Here is a 20,799-nt window from a genome sequence, read left to right as displayed (position 1 = left end):
CGGTTTTGGAAGGCTCTGGCTCGCTAGGTCGGCCAGAAAGAGCCCAATCTAGCCAGTTCGGCCAACATCCGGTTTAGTGAAGCCGCAGCTATGGCCGGATATGGCGGATATCATTGAAAAAGTCCTGAACGACTACTTGGAGTGCAATATCGAGCAAGTTTGCTGCAGATTCGTCCGCCATCTAGCATCTTTTTGTGCTCCAGACGCCTACTTTTAGTCTCTTTGTTGCGCACGGAAATGGCGCTCCGACTTTTTCAACAGAATCCGCCGCTTGCGGACATCGGCCGAGGCGACGCCGCGCACCTCCCAAGTCCGCTTTCCACCCACAGGTGACGATCTCAACGGTGGGGCCGCTCGGACTTTGCCTCTAGGGTGCCGCCGGGTTCTTGCCGACCACCTTCTGCAGGTCGCGATCGACCTGGACCTTGACCTGCTGGTCGACCCGGACGTTCAGGTTGATCTCGATCGGCTTGTCCGGCGCCTCGACCCGGATCACCGGCGAACAGCCGCCGAGCAGCCCGGCGAGGCAGAGGCCGGCGCGGACGGCGCGGCCGGTTCGGGATCGGTCGGTCATCGGTGTCGGGCCTTTCCCGTTCGGCATGTCGGCTTCGTCAGCATGGCGCGGCCGTGCGGCGCCCCAGCCGCTGCGCATAATAGTCCCGGACGCGGTCGCCGATCTGCGCCAGGGCCATGGTCTGCCGGGCGATGACGTAGAGCGCGCCCGACAGGTCGACATTCAGCGCGATCGGGAAGCCGCCGTAGAGGTCGGGGTTGGACCCGCGCACCGCCAGCCGCACCCGCGCCTCGCCGTCGCTGCGGCCGTCCAGCGTCGCCCGCAGCGACTGGTACTGGAAGTTCTGCAGCGCCGTCATCAGCGTGTCCATGCCCGGCTCGGACGCCGCGGCCTTGATCGCCTCGGGCGCCGACTGGGCGCCGTAGCGGATCTCGCCCGGGCCGCGGGTCGCCAGCACCCCGCCCTCGACCACCACGGCGCCGCGGTCGAGGCGAAACGGCACGGTGCCGTCGATCGTGCCGGTGGCGACGACGTCGCCGATCCCGGCCGCGGCCACGGCCCGGGCCAGGTCGAGGCCCTCGATCCGCAGCACCGAAAGCGCGCGGCGCCCCGGGCCGCGGTCGATCCGGATCTTCGCCCCGGTCCAGTCCAGCGCCACCTGCCGCAGGTCGATGCCGCCGGCCTGGCTCCAGCCGAAGCGGGCGTCGATGCCGGACACGGGCGGCGTCTTGTCGTCGATGACGAAGCGCCCGACCGTCATCCGCTGCCCCGCCGGCAGCCGCAGCGGCGTGAGCTGGTCGAGCCGCAGGTCGGCGGATGCGCCCTCCGCCCGGCCCCAGGGGGTGCGGAAGGCAACGTTGCGCAGCTGCAGGCCGATCAGGGTCCCGGCGCCCTCGCCCCAGGCGATGCGCCCGTCGCCGGCCAGCCGCCCGTCGACGCAGGTGAGCGGCGCCGCGGCCAGGGCGGGGATCACGTCGCGCGGCTGCAGCCCGCGCTTGCGGAAGCGGATCGGGTCGAGATGCAGGTCGAGCCCACCGGCGCCGGTCGCCAGATCGTGCTGGCCGGTGGCCGTGGCCCGCGCCCGCCCCTGCAGGTCGGCGATATCGGCCTCGACCGAGAGGATGTTGGTGACGGAGTCGAACCGGGTGTGGGCGGTGGCCGACAGCGGCGCCACCGGGTTGCCGTCGATCGACAGTTGCCGGGCGGTGAGGTGGGCGTCGGCCGGCGCGTCGGCACCGGGATCGAGGGCGATGTCGGCATCCACCCCCTGCACCGTCAGCCCCGCCCCCGGCAGCGCCAGCTGCCCGTCCTGGGCGGTGATGCGGTAGGTGCCCACGGGCTGCACCGGCACGATGGCGAGGCTGGGCGTGGTCGCGACCAGCCGCGTCGCCGACGCCCCGCCGCCGATCGACAGGTCCAGCGCCACCGCCGGCATGGTGCCGCGCAGCAGCGGCGGGAGGTCGGAGGCGAGGTCGGTCTCGAGCAGCGGCAGGTCGCCATCCGGGCACAGCTGGGCGGCGGTGGGTTCGGCCAGGCGCAGCCGCGGGGTGAAGTCCTGGGCCGGGATGTCGACGCCCAGGCAGCCTTCCGGCCGCACGGTGACGCGGTTGTCGACCGAATCGACCCGCATGGTGCCATGCGCCGTGGCGTTGCCGCCGGCCTTGCCGGGCAGGCCGATGGTCGAGCTGCCGGAGAGCTTCGCGGTCCAGCCGTCATCGGTGGTCTCGCCCGACACCGTCATCGGGCCGGGATCGACGGTCAGGCCGATCGCTTCGAACGGGTCGAGGTCCAGCACCGCCTCCGGCACCCGCACCCTGGCCTGGCCGGCATCGTTGAGGCCCAGCTCGGCATCGACCGAGCCCGAGACGTCGAAGCCGGCGACATTGCCTTTGGTGGCGCCGGCCAGCCGCGTCCACCAGGTGTCGCCGACGCGGCTGAACACCAGGCGCTGCGGCCCGCCGTCGCCGGGCAGCCAGTCGAGATCGACCGACAGCTTGCCGGCGGCGAAGCGGCCGACCACCTTCCAGGGCCGGTTGCCGGCCAGGGTCAGCTTGCCGCCCGCCAAGTCGATATCGGCGTTGACCTGCCCGGTCTGCAGCACCACCCCGCTGCCGACCCGGACCCCGTCGGTCGACAGGCGGATGAAGCCGTCGGCCAGCATCCGCGGCAGCTCGTCGATGCTGGGCAGGCCGGGCGTCCGCACCGTCACCCAGGCGTTGAGGTTGGCCTTGCCGGTGACGCCGCCCTCGAAGCCCAAAGCGGGCGCCACCGCCGCCAGGTCGTTGGCGGCGACCTGCAGCGCCAGGTCGGTGCCCTCGCCCTGCCGCGCGCTCTGCAGCTGCAGGCCGATGGTGCCCTTCTCGTCGCCGATCTTGGCGGCGACGTTCAGCTGCTCGACACGCTGCAGCGAGCCGTTGCCCTGCAGGCCGAAATCATGCAGCCGGGACGTGCCGCGCTCGACCTCCGCCACCGTCAGCGCGCCCTCGATCTTGCCGCTGGTGTCGCGCTCGCCGCCATAGGCGATCCAGCCGCTGACGCCGTCGAGCGACAGCTGGTCCGAGCGGAACACCGCCTGTTCCAGCTGGACGCCGCCCCAGACCTGGCCCTTGGGGGTGTTGGTCAGGTCGAAATGGGCGCTGGCGGTGCCGCCGGCGCCGGCGGGCGTCAGCCGGCCCTTCCACACCAGCCGGCCCAGCTCGTTGACCTCGCCCTCGGCCTCGACCGGGGTGCGGATGGTGCCGTAGGGCGTGTCGAGCACGATCATGCTGTCGGTGACCGAGATCGACTGGAACGGGATCTCGATGTCCTGGCCGCCGCCGGTCGACGGCCGGGTCAGCACCTCCATCCGCGGCAGGGCCAGCGCGCCGGAGCGGTCGATGCCGATGCGGATCGAGACCCCGGACAGGGCGATCGAGCCGAGATGGCCGCTGCGGATCAGGGTCCAAGGGTTAAAGCCGAGCGAGATGCGGTCGATCTTGATCTGCCCGTCCGCCAGGGCGATGCCGCCGATCTCGGCCGAGCCGATGTTGAGGTCGGACACGGTGAGGCGGTCGACCGGGATGCCTTCGGCCCGCAGCCGGGCGATGGCCTCGCCCTGCACCCAGCCCGGCAGCACCGCCCGCGCGCCGACGGCCAGCACCACCAGAAATCCCAGGAGGCCGAGAAGGCCGATCGTCCAGCGACGATTGGGGAGAAGGCGCGGCATAATGGTCAGTCTAGCCGACGCCGGCGGCCGCTGGAACCGCGCGGCGACAAGGGGTTCGGAACGGGCGCGGCAGCGTCATGCGCCAGGAACGCCGGGGCGGCGTCCCGGTTCCCTTCCTGTCCGCTCCGAGATCGTTCGGAAACATGGCGGCGTGAGTCGGCTGGCGGTGGTTCCGAGAACCGGCGCGCAGCGGACATGGTCGTCCGTGAGCACCGGAAGCGCAGGAACCGCCGTCAGACGGCCGCGCCGGCGCGTTTCCGGACGGTCTCAGACCGGCTCCTCCTCGCCGACGGCCGAGATGCTGCGCCCCGGCTCGGCGCTGCGGGCCCGGGCCACGGCGCTGATGGTGCGGCGCAGGTCGGGATGGGCGCTGGCCAGCTCCTGCAGGTCGCGGGCGTTCAGCACCAGGAGCTTGCAGAAGGCGATGGCGGTGACCGAGGCGGTGCGGCGGCCGCTGATCAGCACCGCCATCTCGCCGAAGAAGTCGCCGCGGCCGAGCCGGAACTTGCGCCCGCCGCGCCCGATCTCCACCGCGCCGGAGGAGATGAAGTACATGGTGTCGCCGCGGTCGCCGGCATTGATGATGGTCTCGCCCGGCACCGCGAACAGCGGCTTCAGCAGCTTGCAGATCTGGGCGATGCGCTCCTCGCCCAGGCCCTGGAAGAACGGCAGCCGCTGCACCAGCGCCTCGGTGCTGAGGCCGAGGTCGAGCGCCGGCCGGCGCTGCAACGTGTCGTTGAGGCGGCTGACGTCGCGCTGCAGGTCCTCGTAGATCTCGCCGCTGATGAACTGCTGGTTGCGCAGCTCGTCGTATTCGGCCGATTCCAGGCGCAGCGCCGCCCAGCGCAGGAAGCGCTCGGACATCGCCCGCTCGTAGTCGGGATATTGCAGCCGCAGCGCGTCGATCGCGGCGACGCAGCCGTCCAGCCGGGTGGTCAGCACCGCGTCGAGCGACTGCCAGACCTCGGCGCCGAGCAGCCGCCGCAGCTCGGCCTCGGCGTGGCGCTTCAGCATCTCGATCATCATCCGCGCGACCTTCAGCATCTCCAGCCGGTCGGCGATGCGGCCCGCCAGCGGGCCCTGCCAGCCGGTGTAGCGCTGCAGCAGCATGGTGACGCGGAAATTGGTGCTGAAATCGATGTTGCGGGTGGACGCCGCGAGGTAGCCGGCGCGGCCGTCGGTCATCGCCGCGTCGTGCAGCCGCCCGACCTGGGCCAGCAGGTCGACCGTGGTGCGGCGCGACATCAGCTTCTGGTCGAAATGCTCGACCACCAGGTCGCGCTCGCGGTTGGCCAGGGCCATCAGCCCGACCCGCTCGCGCTCGACCGGGTCGAGCATGAAGGGCCGGCTGGCGAGGCCGCTGAGGCGGCTGCGATAGGCCTCGGCGGCCTCCTTGGCCAGCTCCGGCGCCAGGTGCTGCTCCTCGGCGATCTCCTCGATCCGCTCGGCGATGCCCTCGCGCGCCTGGTGCAGGGCGCGGTCGCGCAGCGCGACCTCGGTCGGGCTCAGGGCGTTGAGGCCCACGGCGCGCATCACCAGCCGCAGCGTGGTGGCGTTGACCAGCAGCGTCCACAGCACGAAGCCGGTGGCCAGCACCTCGACGAAATGGGTCGCCTCGGGGCCGAGCTGCGGGTTCTCGCTGACCGCCAGGGCCAGCGCCAGGGTGACGGCGCCGCGCAGCCCGCCCCACAGGATCACCAGCCGGTAGGGCCCGCTGACCGGCTGGGAGATCTTGAGCGCGGTCAGCAGCGGCAGCAGCCCCCACAGCACCACCGCCCGCGCCGCGAAGGCGGCGACGATCAGCACCAGCAGCAGCAGCCCGTCCTCGACCGTGGTGTCGCGCAGGAAGTCGGGCACCAGCATGGTGGCGAAGACGAAGATCAGGGCGGCGGCGCCGAAGCCGAGCAGCTTCCACACCTTCTCCAGCCCCTCCCAGCCCTCGGCCGAGATCCGCACCCGGCCGGTCGACCCCACCACCAGCGCCACCGTCACCACCGCGACCACGCCGGAGACGTGCAGGTAGCGCTCGGCGACGACATAGGCGATGTAGGGCAGCGCCAGGGTGACGGTGACCTCGGCCAGCGGGAAGCGGTTGAGCGGCCGCATCGCCGCGAAGGCGACCCGGCTGGCGATGAAGCCGAACACGCCGCCGCCGATGAAGAAGCGCAGGAACAGCAGCGCCGCGCCGCCGACATCGGCCTCGGCATCGGCCGCCGCGCCGGCGGTCAGCAGCCCGACCAGCACGATGTAGAGGGTGATGGCGGCGGCGTCGTTCAGCAGGCTCTCGCCCTCGACCAGGATGGTCAGGCGGCGCGGCGCCCCGGCGTCGCGGAAGATGCCGATCACCGCCGCCGGGTCGGTGGTGGCGACGATGGCGCCCAGCAGCAGGCACAGGATCAGGCTTTGCGACGAGGCGCCCCACAGCGCCAGCCCGACCACCAGGCTGCAGACCAGCACGGCGACCACGGCCAGCGTCAGGATCGGCGCGAGGTCGTCCATCATCCGCCGCACATCCATGCCCAGGCCCGCCTCGAACAGCAGGATCGGCAGGAAGATGTACAGGATGGCCTCGGACGAGATCTCGGTCCCGATCAGGCCGTGCGCCAGCTCGGTCAGCGGGCCGCCGCTGCCGATCACGCCGGAGACGGTGCCGATGGCGCCGATGGCGATGCCGAGCCCGGCGATCAGCACAGGGTGCGGCAGCGACAGCCGCGCGGCCAGCGGCTGCAGCAGCGCCACCAGCACCAGGACCACGGAGATGGCCAGCACGGCCAGAGCGATATCGGGCATCGGTTCCCATCGGCAGAGTCCGGACGCCCCCCGTCCGGCCCGCCGATACTACACGAGCCGGCGGGCCTGTCGCTCTCTTCGGAGAGGCGGCGCCCCTACCCCGCCACCTGCCGCACCGCGAACCGCTCCGGCGGGTTGGCGATGGCGTCCTGGGCGGCGACGATCTGGATCTCGCGCTTGCCGGCCCGGTGGGTCTCCTCCATCACCGCGAACACGGTCGCGGCGGTGCGGCCCAGCGCCGTGGCCGGGCTGCCGCTGCGCAGCCAATGCGCCAGGAACAGCGCCGCGGTGATGTCGCCCGAGCCGTTGACGTTGAGCGGCAGCCGCGGCGTCGCCACGATCCAGGCCCCGTCCGGCGCCACCGCCAGCATCTCGATGGCGTCGGCCGGCGCGTCGCTGCGGGTCAGGCTGGTGACCAGCACGATCTTCGGCCCGGTCGCCTGCACCGCGCGGGCGGCGGCCAGCGCGTCGTCCAGGGTGGCGATCGGGCCGCCGGCCAGGAACTCCAGCTCGAACTGGTTGGGGGTGATGATGTCGGCGCGCGGCACCGCCTGGTCGCGCATGAACTCCGGCAGGCCGGGGCGGACGAAGAAGCCGCGCCCGACATCGCCCAGCACCGGGTCGCAGCAATAGACCGCCTTCGGGTTGGCCGCCTTGACCTTGGCCACCGCGTCCAGCACGACATGGCCCAGCGACACGTCGCCCATATAGCCCGACAGCACCGCGTCGCAGCCCGGCAGCACGCCGCGCTCCTCGACCCCGCGCAGCACCTCGGCGATCTGGTCGGCCGGCAGCACCGGGCCGCGGAAGCTGCCATAGCCGGTGTGGTTGCTGAAATGCACGGTCAGCACCGGCCAGACATCGATCCCCAGCCGCTGCAGCGGGAACACCGCGGCGCTGTTGCCGACATGGCCATAGGCGACGGAGGACTGGATCGAGAGGATGGCGGTCACGGGGCGTCTTTCGTGTGAGGTGTCGGTTCGATCGTAGGTTGGGTTCGCCGCTTTGCGAACCCAACGATGGCGCGGTGGCTGGAATGTTGGGTTCGCAGACGCGAACCCAACCTACGCGGCCGCCAGGCTCATGTCAGGATCGCTCCTCAACAGCGCCACCAGCGCCCGCAACCCCCGGTCGAGCTCGTCGACATCGGCGGTGGCGGTCAGGGTGATGCGCATGGCGTGCGGCGTCTCGGCCCGGCCGGGCACGAACAGCTCGGTCGAGGTCATGGCCAGGCCGCGCTGCCGGGCCGCCGCCACCACATCCTGCGCCCGCCACGGCTCCGGCAGTTCCAGCCAGATGTGGAAGCAGCCGGGCTTGGTGTGCCACACCAGCCCCTCCAGCGCCCGCACCGCCACCGCCTGGCGCGCCTTGGTCTCGCGCCGGATGCGGTCGGCCAGCACGTCGCAGGTGCCGTCCTCGATCCAGTCGGCCACGATCTGCGCCATGACCGGCGGCGCCATCCAGTTGGTGGCCCGGGCGGCGGAGCTGAAGCGCCCGATGCGGTCGGACGGCATGGCCGCGAAGCCGATGCGCAGCGACGGTGCCATGCTCTTCGACGCCGCGGTGATGTAGATGCTGCGCTCGGGCGCGAAGCTGGCCAGGGCCGGCGGCGGGTCCTCGGCGACATAGCCGTAGATGTCGTCCTCGATGATGGTGATGCCGAGGTCGCGGCACACCTCGGCGATCGCCCGCCGCCGCTCGGTCGACATCGTCTTGGTGGTGGGGTTGTGCATGGTCGGCGTGGTGTAGAGCAGCCGCGCGCCGGACGCCCGGCCCACCGCCTCCAGCGCCTCGGGGATCATGCCCTCCTCGTCCATCGCCACCGAGCGCAGCGACAGCCGCAGCAGGCTGGCCAAAGCGCGCACGCCGGACCAGGTCAGCTCCTCCACCAGGATCGGGTCGCCGGGGTCGCTGAACGCCATCAGCGACGCGGTGATGGCGTGCTCGGCGCCGCTGGTGACCAGCACGCGCTCGGGCCCGACCTCGACGCCGCGGCGGCGGATCCACTTGGCTCCGGCGGCGCGGTGCTCCCACCGCCCGGTGTGGGCCTGGTAGTTGATCAGCTCGGCGAGGTTGTTGCTGTCCGCCACCCGGCGCATCGCCTTGGCGAATTCGTCGACGATGACATGGGCGGGCGGCCGGTTGACGCCGAGCTCGATGGTCTGCGGCCCGCCGACCGCGGGCATGTCGAGCGTGGCCTGGGACCGGGCGCCGGCCTTGACGAAGCTGCCGCGCCCGACCTCGCCGGCCACCAGCCCGCGGCGCTCGGCCTCGGCATAGGCGCGGCTGACGGTGCCGACGGTGACGCCGAGCCGCCAGGCGAGGTCGCGATGGGTGGGCAGGCGCTCGCCGACCTTCAGCCGGCCGGCATAGACGTCCTCGGCGATGGCGTCGGCGATGCGCAGGTATTTCGGCCCCGAGCGGTCGACCAGCGACGGCATCCACATGGCAGGGCCCTTCCCGATTGCGCCCGGATTGTATCGATCCGCATCACAGCACGATCGGGACAATCAGGCCAGGAAGGACCGGATGCGGGGGCGGCATGGCTGGATTGTCAGGGTGCAGAGGAAAGCATCGAGAATCATGCAGTCCCGCTGGCGGCGGCTTCAACTGCCACACTTAATCTCAGTTGGCCATGCATGGAATCCTCGGAGCTTATAGCTGACGCCAGCCGCTCGGCTACGTCCCTGACGAGTAGCCTTGACCGAAGCTCGCACTCCCAAACGACAAACACGCGCCATCCCAGCGCCAGAAGTTGAGTCTGAACCCTAACATCTCGCTCGACGTTACGGTCAAACTTATCCTGCCAATAGCGAGTGTTGCTTTTCGGTGTCGACGCCACCTTGCAGTTGGAATGGCGGTGCCAAAAGCACCCATGGACGAAGACAACCGCCCGGTGTTTCGGGAAGACAAGATCTGGCCGACCCGGCAGTTCTTTCTTGTGCAGCACGAACCTCAGCCCGAGCCCGTGGAGCGCACGTCTAAGCAACACCTCGGGCAAGGTGCCCCCGGATCGAATTAGCGCCATTCTGGCGGAGCGTTCTGCCGGCGTCAGGGAATCCACCACGATTTTGCCTGCCCCCAGATCCTGCACTTGTGATACATCAGGCTGATAGTGATGCGCTCAGATAGATTGATTAACATTGAGAAGCGGCAATGGGTTCTACAAGAACTTGTAAACGGACCCGATTTTAGAGTTCTTATAGGGCGCGGTTGTAGAGCCGTAGTGACCGGCCTGTGCGCCGGACAGGCGACTGCGAAGGCGGCGCAGCGGATGCCGTCGCTTCCAAACACCGCCTTCGCGGCGGAGCCGGATGCCAGGGGGTAGGTTTGGCAGAGCGTAAGGCGTTTAGAATCAGCACGGGTCTGAAGGACCTGATTGGGCGCGACCTCATTACCGACGATTTCGTCGCCGTGTTCGAACTCGTGAAAAACTCCTTTGATGCGCATGCCCGAAAGGTGTCCATCACGTTTGAAGAGGATGCAATCACCATTGCCGACAATGGCAAGGGCATGAGACGCGACGACATTCTAGACAAGTGGCTATTCGTCGCCTTCTCGGCCAAGCGCGAGGGCACCGAGGACGATGACTATCGCGATCATATCGGCGAGCGAACTCGGGCTTATGCCGGCGCCAAGGGTGTCGGGCGCTTTTCATGCGACCGGCTCGGCGCCAGGCTGCAGCTATTCTCCAGGCCAAGAGGCGGCACGGTCCAGAGCCTCGACATTGACTGGCAGCTCTACGAGAAAGATCCACACGAGGAATTCGGCGATGTTGAGGTCGACCTCGACGTGCTCACTGATTTCCCTTCTGAAGTAGGTCAACCACACGGTGCGACCGGCACGGTCCTGCGGATCACAGGACTGCGGTCGGAATGGGATCGGGCCAAACTGCAGAAACTGAAGCGTGAACTCACTAAGCTGATCGACCCCTTCGCGCAAGGTCCGCGTCGCTTCCGGATCGAGATTGAGGCTCCTGCCGAGGTTATCGCTGACGAAGCCGACGCTGCATATAATACCGGCCGGCGCGAGGACCAGCCTCTTCGTACATTGGTCAACGGTCCAATTGAAAACTCGATACTTGACGTCCTTAAACAGCGAACAACATTGATTCATATCAATATATCGGATGATGGACGATCTATAGAAACAACATTGGAAGATCGTGGGGAGCTTATCTATCGAATCAGAGAAAGCAATCCATATCCAAGCATTTCTGAAACCAAGTTGATCGCCGACATATATTTCCTAAATCGGAGCGCAAAAACAGTATTCTCCCATCGAATGGGTCTACCATCTGTCCAATTTGGCTCGATCTTTCTGTTTCGAAATGGATTTCGCGTGTTTCCAATTGGCGCGGAGGATGACGACTTCTTCCGGTTGAATCAGCGCAAGCAACAGGGTCAGCGGAGATTTCTGGGCGGTCGCGATGTCATCGGAAGGGTCGAGATCAAAGGCGTTACCGGCTTCGATGAAGCGACGAGCCGGAATCAGGGCCTGATCGTCAACCCGCAGGTAGAGGACCTTATTACCTGCATTCGCGACAAATGTATTCGGAGACTAGAGCGTTACGTCGTCGATATTACCTGGAAAGACAAATTTGACAACGACGTAGCGGACTCTTCCAGAATATATAGAGACGAGAGTAGCGCGATGGTGGCTCAACTCGTCTCGCGTCTGGCCGCCACAGAAGGTGTCGAGCTTCTCGAATACAATCCCGATTTGGTCCGAATCGTTGACGAAAAATCGCAGGCGTTCGAAACTTCGCTCGCCGCTCTCGAACTACTGGCAGAACAAACTGGAGATGCCGCGCTGCTTACCCGGGTCGAGGGTGCAAAGCGCCGGATCAGAGAGCTACAGGCTTCAGAGGCTGAGGCGCGAGAAGCGGAACGCAGGGCCGAGGCACGCGCATCAGCAGCTGAGAGCGCCGCGGCCGTAGCAGGGCGGCTTTACGGCGAGGAACGTGAGCGGAATGCTTTTCTGGTGGCCGCTGGCTCTCTCGATCAAGACACAATCCTCAACCTACACCATCAAATCATAATCCACGCTTCTGACGTCCAGCAGGGCATAAAGCGCATGATGGGCAAACTCCGGGGCGGCGCGGCGATCGAAGGCGACGAGTGGATTTCATTCCTGGAGCACGTGTCATTCCGGAACAGCCAGATACTTACTGCGGCCCGCTTCGCCACCAAAGGCGGCTACAAGCAGCAGTCAACAGAGGTAAAGGCTGACCTTTCAGTCTACATCCGAGACTACATCGAGACGATCTCGACGCTTTGGGCGCCGCGCGGCGTCGCCGTGAACGTGGAAACGGACGGAGGTGCCGTCGAGCGGCGCTTCCGTCCGATCGAAGTCGGCATTGTCATCGACAATCTGATTTCGAATTCGGCAAAGGCCCAGGCGGATAGTATTTGGTTCTTTGTCACGAAAACCAAGGGTGCAAAGCCGATGCTTGAGGTCCACGTGGCAGACGACGGCACTGGCTGGCCGACATCGCTGGGTCTGCGCAGCCGAGCATTCGACAAGGGGGTGACGACCACCGACGGCTCGGGACTAGGCCTTTTCCACGTGAAACAAGTCATCGATGGCCTTGGGGGGGAGATCGAAGTGATGGACGAACCGTATTCCGACGAGCTTGCCGGCGCGCATCTCAGAATGAGGTTTCCGTCGTGAAGCTCGAATTTCAGCTGCTCGTCGTCGACGACAATCCCAGCTCGATCCAGAATTCGGTAGCGCTCCTTCGGGATCACCTGGAGGTGAACGGCTTCTCACTGAAATGCCACAATGCTGCCGATCTTTCACCTAAAGGAATGAGGACACTTGCTCTGAAAGATGGCCGGAACTTCAATCTTGTCGCGGTCGATTTCAACTTGGGCAGGAGTGACATCGACGGCGCCGGGGCCGCAGCTAAGCTAAGAAAAGGACTGAGATACACCGATATGGTGTTCTACTCGTCCGATCCGGGCGTAAACCTTCTGGCGAAGCTTGCGGAGGAAGAAGTCCCGGGTGTCTTCGTGGCTTCCCGAGATAATCTCGATGAAACGCTCAAGGGGCTTGCCGACACCGTGATCGGCAAAGCGGTCGACCTCAACCATATGCGTGGCATCGCCATGGCCGAGGTCGCCGAGATGGACGTACTAATGGAAGAGGTTCTGGAAAAAGTGTTCGGCTCGCCGAATGATCGGCTCGTGGCGACAGGAAAGGAAACCCTCGAAAAGCTACTCACAGGCGAAGTGGAGAGAGTCGAGAAGCTCCGAGGCGCAGTCGCAAAGACACAAATTCTCGACATTGTCACCGACAGTGGTCTCTTTTCCTCGATGCAACGTTTCAAAGCGATCAATCGCGTCTGCAAGCTGATGAAGTCGAAGCCCACGAAAGCACTAGAGACCTTTAAAAAATATGAATCTGACATAATCCAGAACCGGAATACGCTTGCTCATGCCAAGGAAGATATGGCGGACGACGGCACGATCACGCTTCGTGCGATCAAGCGCGGCAGGCCCCCTGTGACTATCGACGACGCTTGGATGCGCTCATTCCGCGGCAAGCTGCGCGAGCAGAAGGTCGCCCTTACTGAGATCTGCACGGCTCTTGAGGTGCATCTCTTTGAAGTCGCCCAATAGGGGGGCGAGGCAGAGGCCGATCTGCTCAGCGACGAGCGGCGGGACAGCATTCGCGACTTGAGTGAATCGCGGGACTTCTTTCGCCCGGCGATGTCCGCCAGTGGTGTATTTTCCCTTGAACGAGAACCAGTCGGGGAAGGACTGCAGCCGGGCATTCTCCCGCACTGTCAGGGTGCGCGGTTCCGAATAGTGTAGCAGATCGTCTGGCAGGCTTGTGATGGTCGGCGCAGGCCCCAGCGGATCCATGACGCGGATCGCCATCTTCTTCAACCCGTGTGCCCGGCGCGTCTCAGGCGAAATTGAGACGTTAAGGCGGCCTTCCTCACGCGAACTGTGGATGATCGAGGCGAAACGCTCTCGGATCTCCGGCCGATGCCGGGCGAGCCGGGTATCGCTTGGCTTGCCCTCGAAGCCATCGCGCATCGCAATCTGGTAGGCACACGTCGGAACACTATAGTCGATGGCCTCGAAGCCGGGGCAATCATCGCAGGGGACAGTCCCGTTGCGCCGCACCTCAAGATCGCTGATCGCGTCGCGTGCTGCTGGCCGCTGCGGGAGTCCTCGCATCGTAAGAAAGGACGACGAGCGTTCGTATAGGTCATCGAAAAAGCATCCGAGCTTGCCGGCCATCCCCTCGTCCTTGCGAAGCCCAATCAGGAAGAAGCGGGAGCGGGACTGGGGAACCCCCAAATTGCTCGTCTTAATCACAGCGCTGACTGTATTGTAGTCGGCTTCCAACCTGTTGCGCAGCGCATCTGCGAAATTGGTGATTCCGGAATGCTCGCGACGATCGAAGCTTGAGGTAAAGCCACGAACATTCTCGATCAGCACAGCTCGTGGGCGGACCATGCCGACCAGTTCCAGATAGGCTTCAAACAGCTGATTGCGTGGATCGTCGGGGCGCCGTCGCCCAGCGTGCGAGAAGCCTTGGCAAGGGGGCCCACCCGCGAGCAGATCCACTGACCCGGCAAGACCGCGCAGTTCGACTTCGTTGCTGCTGAGCAGCTGAGCAATATCCCACGGTTGCCGTGCGATTCCCTGTGGCCAGCTATAGGATAGGGCGCCACGGCCGTCGGCGAAATTGGTCGAAAGTGTCTCGAACGCGAACGCGTCCCGCTCGATGGCGAATAGGCCTCGCCAGCCAGCGCGCTTCAATCCTAGGCTTAGGCCGCCACAGCCCGCGAACACGTCGACAAACGTCGGCCTCCGCGCGGCATCGAGAACATTCGCGGGAACCTCTATCTCGCCATGTCCTGCCATAATATCCAATCCCCGCCGTGCACAGCGCATTATTGCAGACTGCATACATTATCGTCAGCACTTTCGGAGGCGATTCGTCTCAAAGCGATGGCGCCGCGATGCGGCGCGATCCCGGCACCCGGAGACCCACGGGCACCGCCACGGCAAACCTCCACACATAGCTCCCTTCAGCTCAGCACCTGCCCACCGTCGACCACGATGGTCTGTCCCGTCACCCAGCTCGCCATGTCGCTCGCCAGGAACAGCGCGACCTTGGCGATCTCCTCCGGCGTCCCGAACCGCCCCCAGGGGATGTGGTCGAGCGTGCGCTGGTAGAGTTGGGGGTCGGACGTCCTGCGCCTCTCCCACCCGCCGCCCGGGAACTCGATCGAGCCGGGCGCGATGGCGTTCACCCGGATGCGCTTCGGCGCCAGCGCCAGCCCCTGGCCCATCGTGTAGTTGACCAGCGCCGCCTTGACCGCGGCGTAGGGCAGCGACCGCGGCACCGCGCTGAGGCCGGAGATCGACGAGATGTTGATGATGGCGCCGCCCCCCGCGGCCAGGCCCGCCTGCGCCAGGCTCGCCTGCTCCGGGCCCGCCTTCTCCGGGCCAGCCTGCTCCAGGAACGGGATGGCCGCCCGGGTGGCGCGCACCGTCGCCATCAGGTCGACGTTGACGCTGGCGAGCCAGCCGGCCTCGTCATCCGTCGAGCCGAGACCCGACGCGTTGTTGACCAGGACGTCGATGCCGCCGAGCGCGCCGGCGGCCGCCGTCACGAAGCGCTCGGCGGCCGTGGCCTCGCCGAGGTCGCAGGCCATGGCGAAGACCGTCCCGCCCTGCCGCTTCAGCTCGTCCTCGATCGCCGCGAGGCCCGGCGCGCCCCGGGCGCAGACCGCGACATCGGCGCCCTCCGCCGCGAAGGCCAGGGCGATCGACCGGCCGATGCCGCGGCTGCCGCCCGCCACCACGACCCTCCGGCCCTTGAACGAGATCTGCATGGCATGGCTCCGCGCCTGGATTCGGATGCCTCAGCCTACGCTCCGGCGCCGGCCGGGGCACGGGGTTCCGGCACTCGTCTCTCGTCGTCATTCCCGCGAAAGCGGGAATCTCTTTCCGTTCAGGCGGTGTCGAGATCCCCGCTTCCGCGGGGATGACGGGGGAAGTTAAGGGTCACACTTTGTGCACTATCCTTAATCCTCGATCTTGTTCATGATATGTTCCATGAACGAGCCGCACTCCGTCACCGCAGGCGCTGAGGTCGCCCCAGCCGATCCCGACCGGGATCGGGCGGAGCGGGGTGCCCAAAAACTCGACCGGCTGGCCGAGATGGCGATGGAGCAGGCGGAGATCATGCACCAGGCCCTGCTGTCCGCCGCCAGGGCCGATGACGCCGCCAAGGCCAAGGAGTTCGGGCTGGCCTTCGACCGCGCCGCCCGCGGCGTGCGCCGTGCCGTGGCGCTGCAGGCCCAGCTCGCCCGCCAGCGCCGCGAGGAGGCCGACAAGGCCGCCGCTGGCAGCCGCGCCCGGGCCGAGGACAAGGCCGGGCGCCGCCGCCAGGTGGCCCGCGCCGTCGTCTGCTCGCTCGCCGACGACCGCGGGCCGGACACCGAGCAGGCCAAGGCCGGGGTGGCCAAGCTGTGGGAACGGCTGGTCGAGGACCCGGAGATCGATGCCGGCCTCGCTTTGGCCGAGCATCCGCTGGAGGAGATCGTCTTCCACCTGTGCCGAGACATGGGCATCCACCCCGACCCGGCCTGGCTGGATCCGGGATATTCCGGCGCCGACTGGGAGTCCTACCGGCGGCTGAAGCAGGAGGATCGCGGCGCGGAGGATCGCGGCGCGGAGGATCCGCCCGACCCGGCCGGCCCGTGCTTCTGGCCCCAGGAGGGCGAGGCTGCCGGCCGCTACTGGTACCTCAAGCCGTCCGCGAAGGCGCCGGGCGTCGTCACCGGCTGGCACGACATCGAGACCCAGGAACGGCTCGACCGCCCGCCCTGGGAGCTGCCGGGCGGGCCTGCGCCGCCGGTCCGGAAGCCGCCGCAGTCGGACAGCAGTTGAGGGGGCGGCATGGCCTGCCCACCCGCCCGCTCGACCGCAGCTTTCCTTACTCCCCCCCCTTGCGGGAGGGGGTAGGGGGAGGGGTCTGCGCGCGTCCGCGCGCCGATGGGCTTGCGGCATCCGGTTCCTGAGAGGGCCGGCTCGGGCCGAGAGACCCCCCTCCCCCTACCCCCTCCCGCGGGGGGAGGGGGGACTCAGACAATCTGGTCCCGCGCCCTCACCCCGGGGAGAGGGCGAAGCCCTCTTCCCCTCCCGACCTCCCTGCCCTCACCGCCCGATGAAGCGCCACACGCCGTCCGCGCCGGTCTCGCGGACGATCTCGCCGGACGCGACCAGGCGGTTGAGATGGGCCGAGGCCTCGCCCACCGCGAACATCATCTGCTGCCGGTCCAGCGCGCGGTGGAACATCGCCGCCATCAGCTCCGCCACCGTCGACGGCTTGCGGCACAGCTCCCGCGTCAGGGCCAGCCGCTCGGCATGATGCGCCGCCAGCCAGTCGATCCGCTGATGCAGCCCGAAGAACGGGATGCCGTGCGACGGCAGCACCAGCGTCTCCGCCGGCAGCTGCCGCAAGCCCACCAGGCTGCGCAGGAAATCGGCGAGAGGGTCGGCCTCGGGCTCGGACGGCCACACCGAGACATTGGGGCTGATCTTCGGCAGCACCTGGTCGGCCGAGATCAGGATCCCGCGCCGGGCGCTGTACAGGCAGGCCATCTCGGCGGAATGGCCCTCGCCCACCATCACCCGCCAGGGGTCGCCGCCGACGCGCAAGGTCCCGCCGTCGCGGATGCGGTGGGCGGCGACCGGGATCGGCGACACGCCGCGGCGGTAGACGTTGCCGCGCGCCTCCACCATCTCCACCGCCTCCTGCGGCAGGCCGGCGGCGCGGTAGAAGGCGGCGTGGGCGGCCGACACCTCCGGCCGGTCGTCCGACCAGGTGGCGCGGGCCGTGGCGTATTCCGCCAGGGTCATCACCAGCGGGGCGGCGAAGCGCTCGCACAGCCAGCCGGCCAGGCCGATGTGGTCGGGGTGCATGTGGGTGACCAGCACCCGGGTGATCGGCTTGTCCGCCAGCGGGCCGGCGATCAGCCCGTCCCAGATCTCGCGCGACACGGCGTTGCCGATGCCGGCGTCGACCAGGGTCCAGCCACCATCATCGTCGGCGAGCAGCCAGAGGTTGACGTGGTTCAGCGCCATCGGCAGCGGGAAGCGCAGCCACAGCAGGCCGGGGGCGACCTCGACCGGCACGCCGGGCTCCGGCGCGGTCGGGTGGGGATAGGTGAGAGGGGTGGGTTCCATGGCCGGCAGCATCGCCGCCCGGCCCGGCGCCGCCAAGCGAATGTTGCGGGGGGCGGCCGCGAACCGGGCCGGCCTGGCGCCCCCCGGGGTGGGACCGTCAGCCGCGGCGCGCGGCCTCGATCGCGGCGACGTCGATCTTGCCCATCTGCATCATCGCCTCGAAGGCGCGCCGGGCTTCATCGCCGCCGGCCGCCATCGCCTCCATCAGCACGCGCGGCGTGATCTGCCAGAAGATGCCCCATTTGTCCCGGCACCAGCCGCACACATTCTCCGTGCCGCCATTGCCGACGATGGCGTTCCAGTACCGGTCCGTCTCTTCCTGGGTCTCGGTGGAGATCTGGAACGAGAAGGCCTCGCTGTGCTTGGGCGTGGGGCCGCCGTTGAGGCCGACGCAGGCGACGCCGGCCACCGTGAACTCCACCAGCAGCACGTCGCCCTTCTTGCCGGAGGGGTAGTCGCTGGGGGAGCGGTGGACGCGACCGACCGCGCTGTCGGGAAAGGTCTCCGCGTAGAAGCGGGCCGCAGCCTCGGCCTCCTTGTCGTACCAGACGCAGATCGTGTTCTTGGCCATGATGCAGTCCTTTCGCTTTGAAGCCGGTTTCCGGCCCTCCATCCCCATTCCCTGTCGTCCCGGGCGAGGGCCTTCCCCCCAAGAACGAACGGGCGGCGCCCGTTCCGACATCCCGCCGCGATCTTTTTTGCACGGCGGCGACAGGGCCCTGTCGCCGGCGAGACAGCCGACGACGTTCGGCTGTCGGCATAACGGCCCGCCCCGCCCTATTGATCCGCGCAGGATCACACCGAGCCCTCCCTGCCATGACCCATATGCCCGCGGCCGACACGGCCTTCCTGACCCTCGACGGCGACAGCCTCGGCATCGCGGCGCTGGCCCGCTTCGCCGCCGGCGCCACCCGGCTAGCCCTGTCCGACGCCGCCTGGATTCGGATCGGCGAGGCGCGCGCCGTGGTCGACCGCATCGTCGAGGCCGGGGTGCCGGCCTATGGCATCACCACCGGCTTCGGGTCGCAGAAGGACTTCGCCATCGACCCGCGGCGCGAGGCCGACTTCAATGTCCGGGTGCTGACCGGCCACGCCACCCGCGCCCCCGGCGGCAAGGTGCCGGCCCACACCGCCCGCGCCGCGCTGGCGGTGCTGCTGAACGGCTATGCCCGGGGCTGGTCCGGCGTGCGCCCGGCGCTGTGCGAGGCCCAGCTCGGCCGCGCCAATGCCGGGGCGGCGCCCGACGTGCGCTACGGCAGCTCGGTCGGCGCCTCGGACATCGTCGCGCTGTCGCAGCTGGCGCTGCCGCTGGTCGGCCGCGGCTCCGACGGGCCCGGGCTTGACGGCCACATCATGCCGCCGCCGCTGGACGGGCTGGCGGCGAAGGAGGCGATGTCGCTGCTCAACAGCAACGCCCTGACCCTCGCCGCCGGGGCGCTGGCGCTGGCCGAGGCGCAGCGGCTGCTCGACGCGCTCGACCTCGCCGCGGCGCTGTCGCTGGAGGGCTTCCGCGGCAATCCCGGCGCCTGGTCGGCGGTGGTCGAGGACGCCCATCCCCAGCCCGGCCACGCCGCCTCCGGCCGCGCCCTGCGCCGGCTGCTGCAGGACAGCGTGCTGTGGCAGCCCGGCGCCCCGCGCCTGCTGCAGGACCCCTTGAGCCTGCGCTGCGCGCCGCAGATCAACGGTGCCGCCCGCGCCACCCTGGCCTGGGCCTGGAGCGTGTGGGAGCGCGAGCTGAACGCGGTCGCCGACAACCCGCTGGTCGATCGTGCCACCGGCGCCGTGGTCTCGCATGGCAGCATGGAGACGACGCTGCTGGCGCTGTCGCTCGACGCGCTGCGCCTGGCCGTCGCCAAGGCCGTCGAGGCCTCGGGCGAGCGGGTGCACAAGCTGCAATGGCCGTCCTTCAGCGGCCTGCCCGCCGGGCTCGCGGCCGAAGGCGGGGCCAGCGGCGGGGTGCAGTTCCTCAATCTCGGCCACATCGCCGCGGCCAAGGGCGCCGCCGTCCGCATCGCCGCCCAGCCGGTGGCGCTACACTATCGCGGCCAGGTCTGCGACGGGGTCGAGGATGTCGGCGGCATGGCGCCCTTCGCGGTCGAGGAGGCCGAGCGCCAGCTCGACGCCGCCTGGTCGGCCGTGGCGGTCGAGGCGGCGGTGGCGGTGTGGGCGATCGCCCGCCGCGACCTGCCGGTCGACGGGCTCGGCCGGGGCCTGCGCGATCCCTGGCGCGCGCTGCGCCCGCTGCTGCCGATCGGCCGCGAGGGCGAGGCCCCGTTCGACCTCGCCCCGATCGAAGGCTGGCTCAGGGGCTGGGAGATGCCGGCCGGCTGGTGAAGCGCCCGCCGATGCGGTAGCGCGAGCCGGGAAACAGCAGCCGGGCGACGCTGACCAGGCGGCCGGACGACCAGGTGCGGCGATGGATCAGCAGGCAGGGCTCGTGCCGGCCGATCTTCAGGTGCTCGCGCTCCCACGGCTCGGCCAGCACCGCCTCGACCACATGCTCGCCATCCGGCATCGGCGCCGCCTGCATCAGATAGTCATGCGGCGTGATCCGGGTAAAGTCCTGCGCCAGGTAGTGCGGCGCCGAGTCGAGCCGCACCAGCCGGTCTTCCAGCAGGATCGGCACGTGGTCCTCGTGATGGATCAGGATCGAATGGGCGATGGCGGTGCCCTCGGGCACCTCCAGCCGCGCCGCCGTCTCCGCCGTCGCCGATTCCGGCCGCAGCAGCATCACCGCGGCGCTGTGGGCGTGGCCGCGGGCGCGGACATCGTCGGCGATGCTGCGGATCTCCATCAGCGGCGCCTCGGGCTTGGCCCCGGCGACGAAGGTGCCGACGCCCTGCACCCGCACCAGCACCCCGGCCTCGGTCAGCTCGCGCAGCGCCCGGTGGATCGTCATCCGGCTGATGCCGAGCGACTTCACCAGCTCGTTCTCCGACGGCAGGCGCCCGTTCTCCAGCCATTCCCCGGCCTCGATCGCACGCAGGATCATCGCCTTGACCTTGCGGTACAGCGGCAGCGGCTCGTCGAGCAGCACGGTCATCGCGGGGCGTCCATCATGGTCTTCCGAG

At 68.3% G+C, this 20,799-nt stretch carries 15 protein-coding genes; 4 read left to right on the top strand and 11 right to left on the bottom strand.

From position 1 onward, the window contains the following. Window positions 1-367: 367 nt before the first annotated feature. The 6 genes from AB4112_RS06175 to AB4112_RS06150 form a co-directional block, all read right to left on the bottom strand. A complete protein-coding gene (locus tag AB4112_RS06175; RefSeq protein WP_309792836.1) occupies window positions 368-574 on the bottom strand; it encodes a YnbE family lipoprotein in 207 nt (68 codons plus the stop codon). Window positions 575-611: 37 nt separating this feature from the next. Next, a complete protein-coding gene (locus AB4112_RS06170; protein ID WP_441717787.1) occupies window positions 612-3,719 on the bottom strand; it encodes an intermembrane phospholipid transport protein YdbH family protein in 3,108 nt (1,035 codons plus the stop codon). Between the two features lie 267 nt (window positions 3,720-3,986). Then, a complete protein-coding gene (locus AB4112_RS06165) occupies window positions 3,987-6,509 on the bottom strand; it encodes a cation:proton antiporter (protein ID WP_441717785.1) in 2,523 nt (840 codons plus the stop codon). 95 nt (window positions 6,510-6,604) lie between these two features. Beyond that, window positions 6,605-7,462 (bottom strand): pyridoxal kinase PdxY, encoded by an 858-nt coding sequence (gene pdxY, locus AB4112_RS06160; protein WP_441717783.1) that lies wholly within the window; start codon window positions 7,460-7,462, stop codon window positions 6,605-6,607. Window positions 7,463-7,573: 111 nt separating this feature from the next. Continuing rightward, window positions 7,574-8,956 carry an aminotransferase-like domain-containing protein gene (locus AB4112_RS06155; protein WP_441717781.1) on the bottom strand — a complete coding sequence of 461 codons (1,383 nt, stop codon included), beginning with the start codon at window positions 8,954-8,956 and terminating at the stop codon, window positions 7,574-7,576. Window positions 8,957-9,090: 134 nt separating this feature from the next. Beyond that, window positions 9,091-9,573, bottom strand: a complete 483-nt coding sequence (locus tag AB4112_RS06150) for a very short patch repair endonuclease (protein ID WP_441718318.1) — start codon at window positions 9,571-9,573, stop codon at window positions 9,091-9,093. Between the two features lie 266 nt (window positions 9,574-9,839). Here AB4112_RS06150 and AB4112_RS06145 point away from each other — a divergent pair, with 266 nt between their 5' ends. Next, window positions 9,840-12,182, top strand: coding sequence for an ATP-binding protein (locus tag AB4112_RS06145; RefSeq protein ID WP_441717779.1), 2,343 nt, complete (start codon window positions 9,840-9,842; stop codon window positions 12,180-12,182). Beyond that, window positions 12,179-13,132 (top strand): hypothetical protein, encoded by a 954-nt coding sequence (locus tag AB4112_RS06140; RefSeq protein WP_441717777.1) that lies wholly within the window; start codon window positions 12,179-12,181, stop codon window positions 13,130-13,132. Before AB4112_RS06145 ends, AB4112_RS06140 begins: the two co-directional genes overlap by 4 nt. Here AB4112_RS06140 and AB4112_RS06135 read toward each other — a convergent pair. Together AB4112_RS06135 and AB4112_RS06130 are read right to left on the bottom strand one after the other, a co-directional pair. Further along, window positions 13,043-14,392, bottom strand: a complete 1,350-nt coding sequence (locus AB4112_RS06135) for a DNA cytosine methyltransferase (RefSeq protein WP_441717775.1) — start codon at window positions 14,390-14,392, stop codon at window positions 13,043-13,045. The genes AB4112_RS06140 and AB4112_RS06135 overlap by 90 nt on opposite strands. A gap of 167 nt (window positions 14,393-14,559) precedes the next feature. Then, the gene (locus AB4112_RS06130) at window positions 14,560-15,369 is read right to left on the bottom strand and encodes an SDR family NAD(P)-dependent oxidoreductase (RefSeq protein ID WP_441717773.1); all 810 of its coding nucleotides are present in this window, start codon (window positions 15,367-15,369) and stop codon (window positions 14,560-14,562) included. Window positions 15,370-15,592: 223 nt separating this feature from the next. Here AB4112_RS06130 and AB4112_RS06125 point away from each other — a divergent pair, with 223 nt between their 5' ends. Next, window positions 15,593-16,429: a hypothetical protein gene (locus AB4112_RS06125; protein ID WP_441717771.1), complete on the top strand. Its 837-nt coding sequence runs from the start codon at window positions 15,593-15,595 to the stop codon at window positions 16,427-16,429. Window positions 16,430-16,696: 267 nt separating this feature from the next. Here the strand turns inward: AB4112_RS06125 and AB4112_RS06120 are convergent, their stop codons facing one another. Further along, window positions 16,697-17,728 (bottom strand): MBL fold metallo-hydrolase, encoded by a 1,032-nt coding sequence (locus tag AB4112_RS06120; protein ID WP_441717769.1) that lies wholly within the window; start codon window positions 17,726-17,728, stop codon window positions 16,697-16,699. Between the two features lie 97 nt (window positions 17,729-17,825). Further along, window positions 17,826-18,299 carry a VOC family protein gene (locus AB4112_RS06115; RefSeq protein ID WP_441717767.1) on the bottom strand — a complete coding sequence of 158 codons (474 nt, stop codon included), beginning with the start codon at window positions 18,297-18,299 and terminating at the stop codon, window positions 17,826-17,828. 245 nt (window positions 18,300-18,544) lie between these two features. Here AB4112_RS06115 and AB4112_RS06110 point away from each other — a divergent pair, with 245 nt between their 5' ends. Then, window positions 18,545-20,062: an aromatic amino acid lyase gene (locus AB4112_RS06110; RefSeq protein ID WP_441717765.1), complete on the top strand. Its 1,518-nt coding sequence runs from the start codon at window positions 18,545-18,547 to the stop codon at window positions 20,060-20,062. Here AB4112_RS06110 and hutC read toward each other — a convergent pair. Then, window positions 20,031-20,771, bottom strand: a complete 741-nt coding sequence (gene hutC / locus AB4112_RS06105; RefSeq protein WP_309792862.1) for a histidine utilization repressor — start codon at window positions 20,769-20,771, stop codon at window positions 20,031-20,033. The two genes, AB4112_RS06110 and hutC, sit on opposite strands and share 32 nt — an antisense overlap. Between the last annotated feature and the right edge of the window lie 28 nt (window positions 20,772-20,799).

It is taken from the genome of Inquilinus sp. 2KB_23 (genome assembly GCF_052115705.1).
GTDB lineage: Bacteria > Pseudomonadota > Alphaproteobacteria > DSM-16000 > Inquilinaceae > Inquilinus > Inquilinus ginsengisoli_A.
The sequence above is the reverse complement of the archived record's forward strand: the minus strand, read 5'-3'. Positions and strand labels throughout refer to the sequence as shown.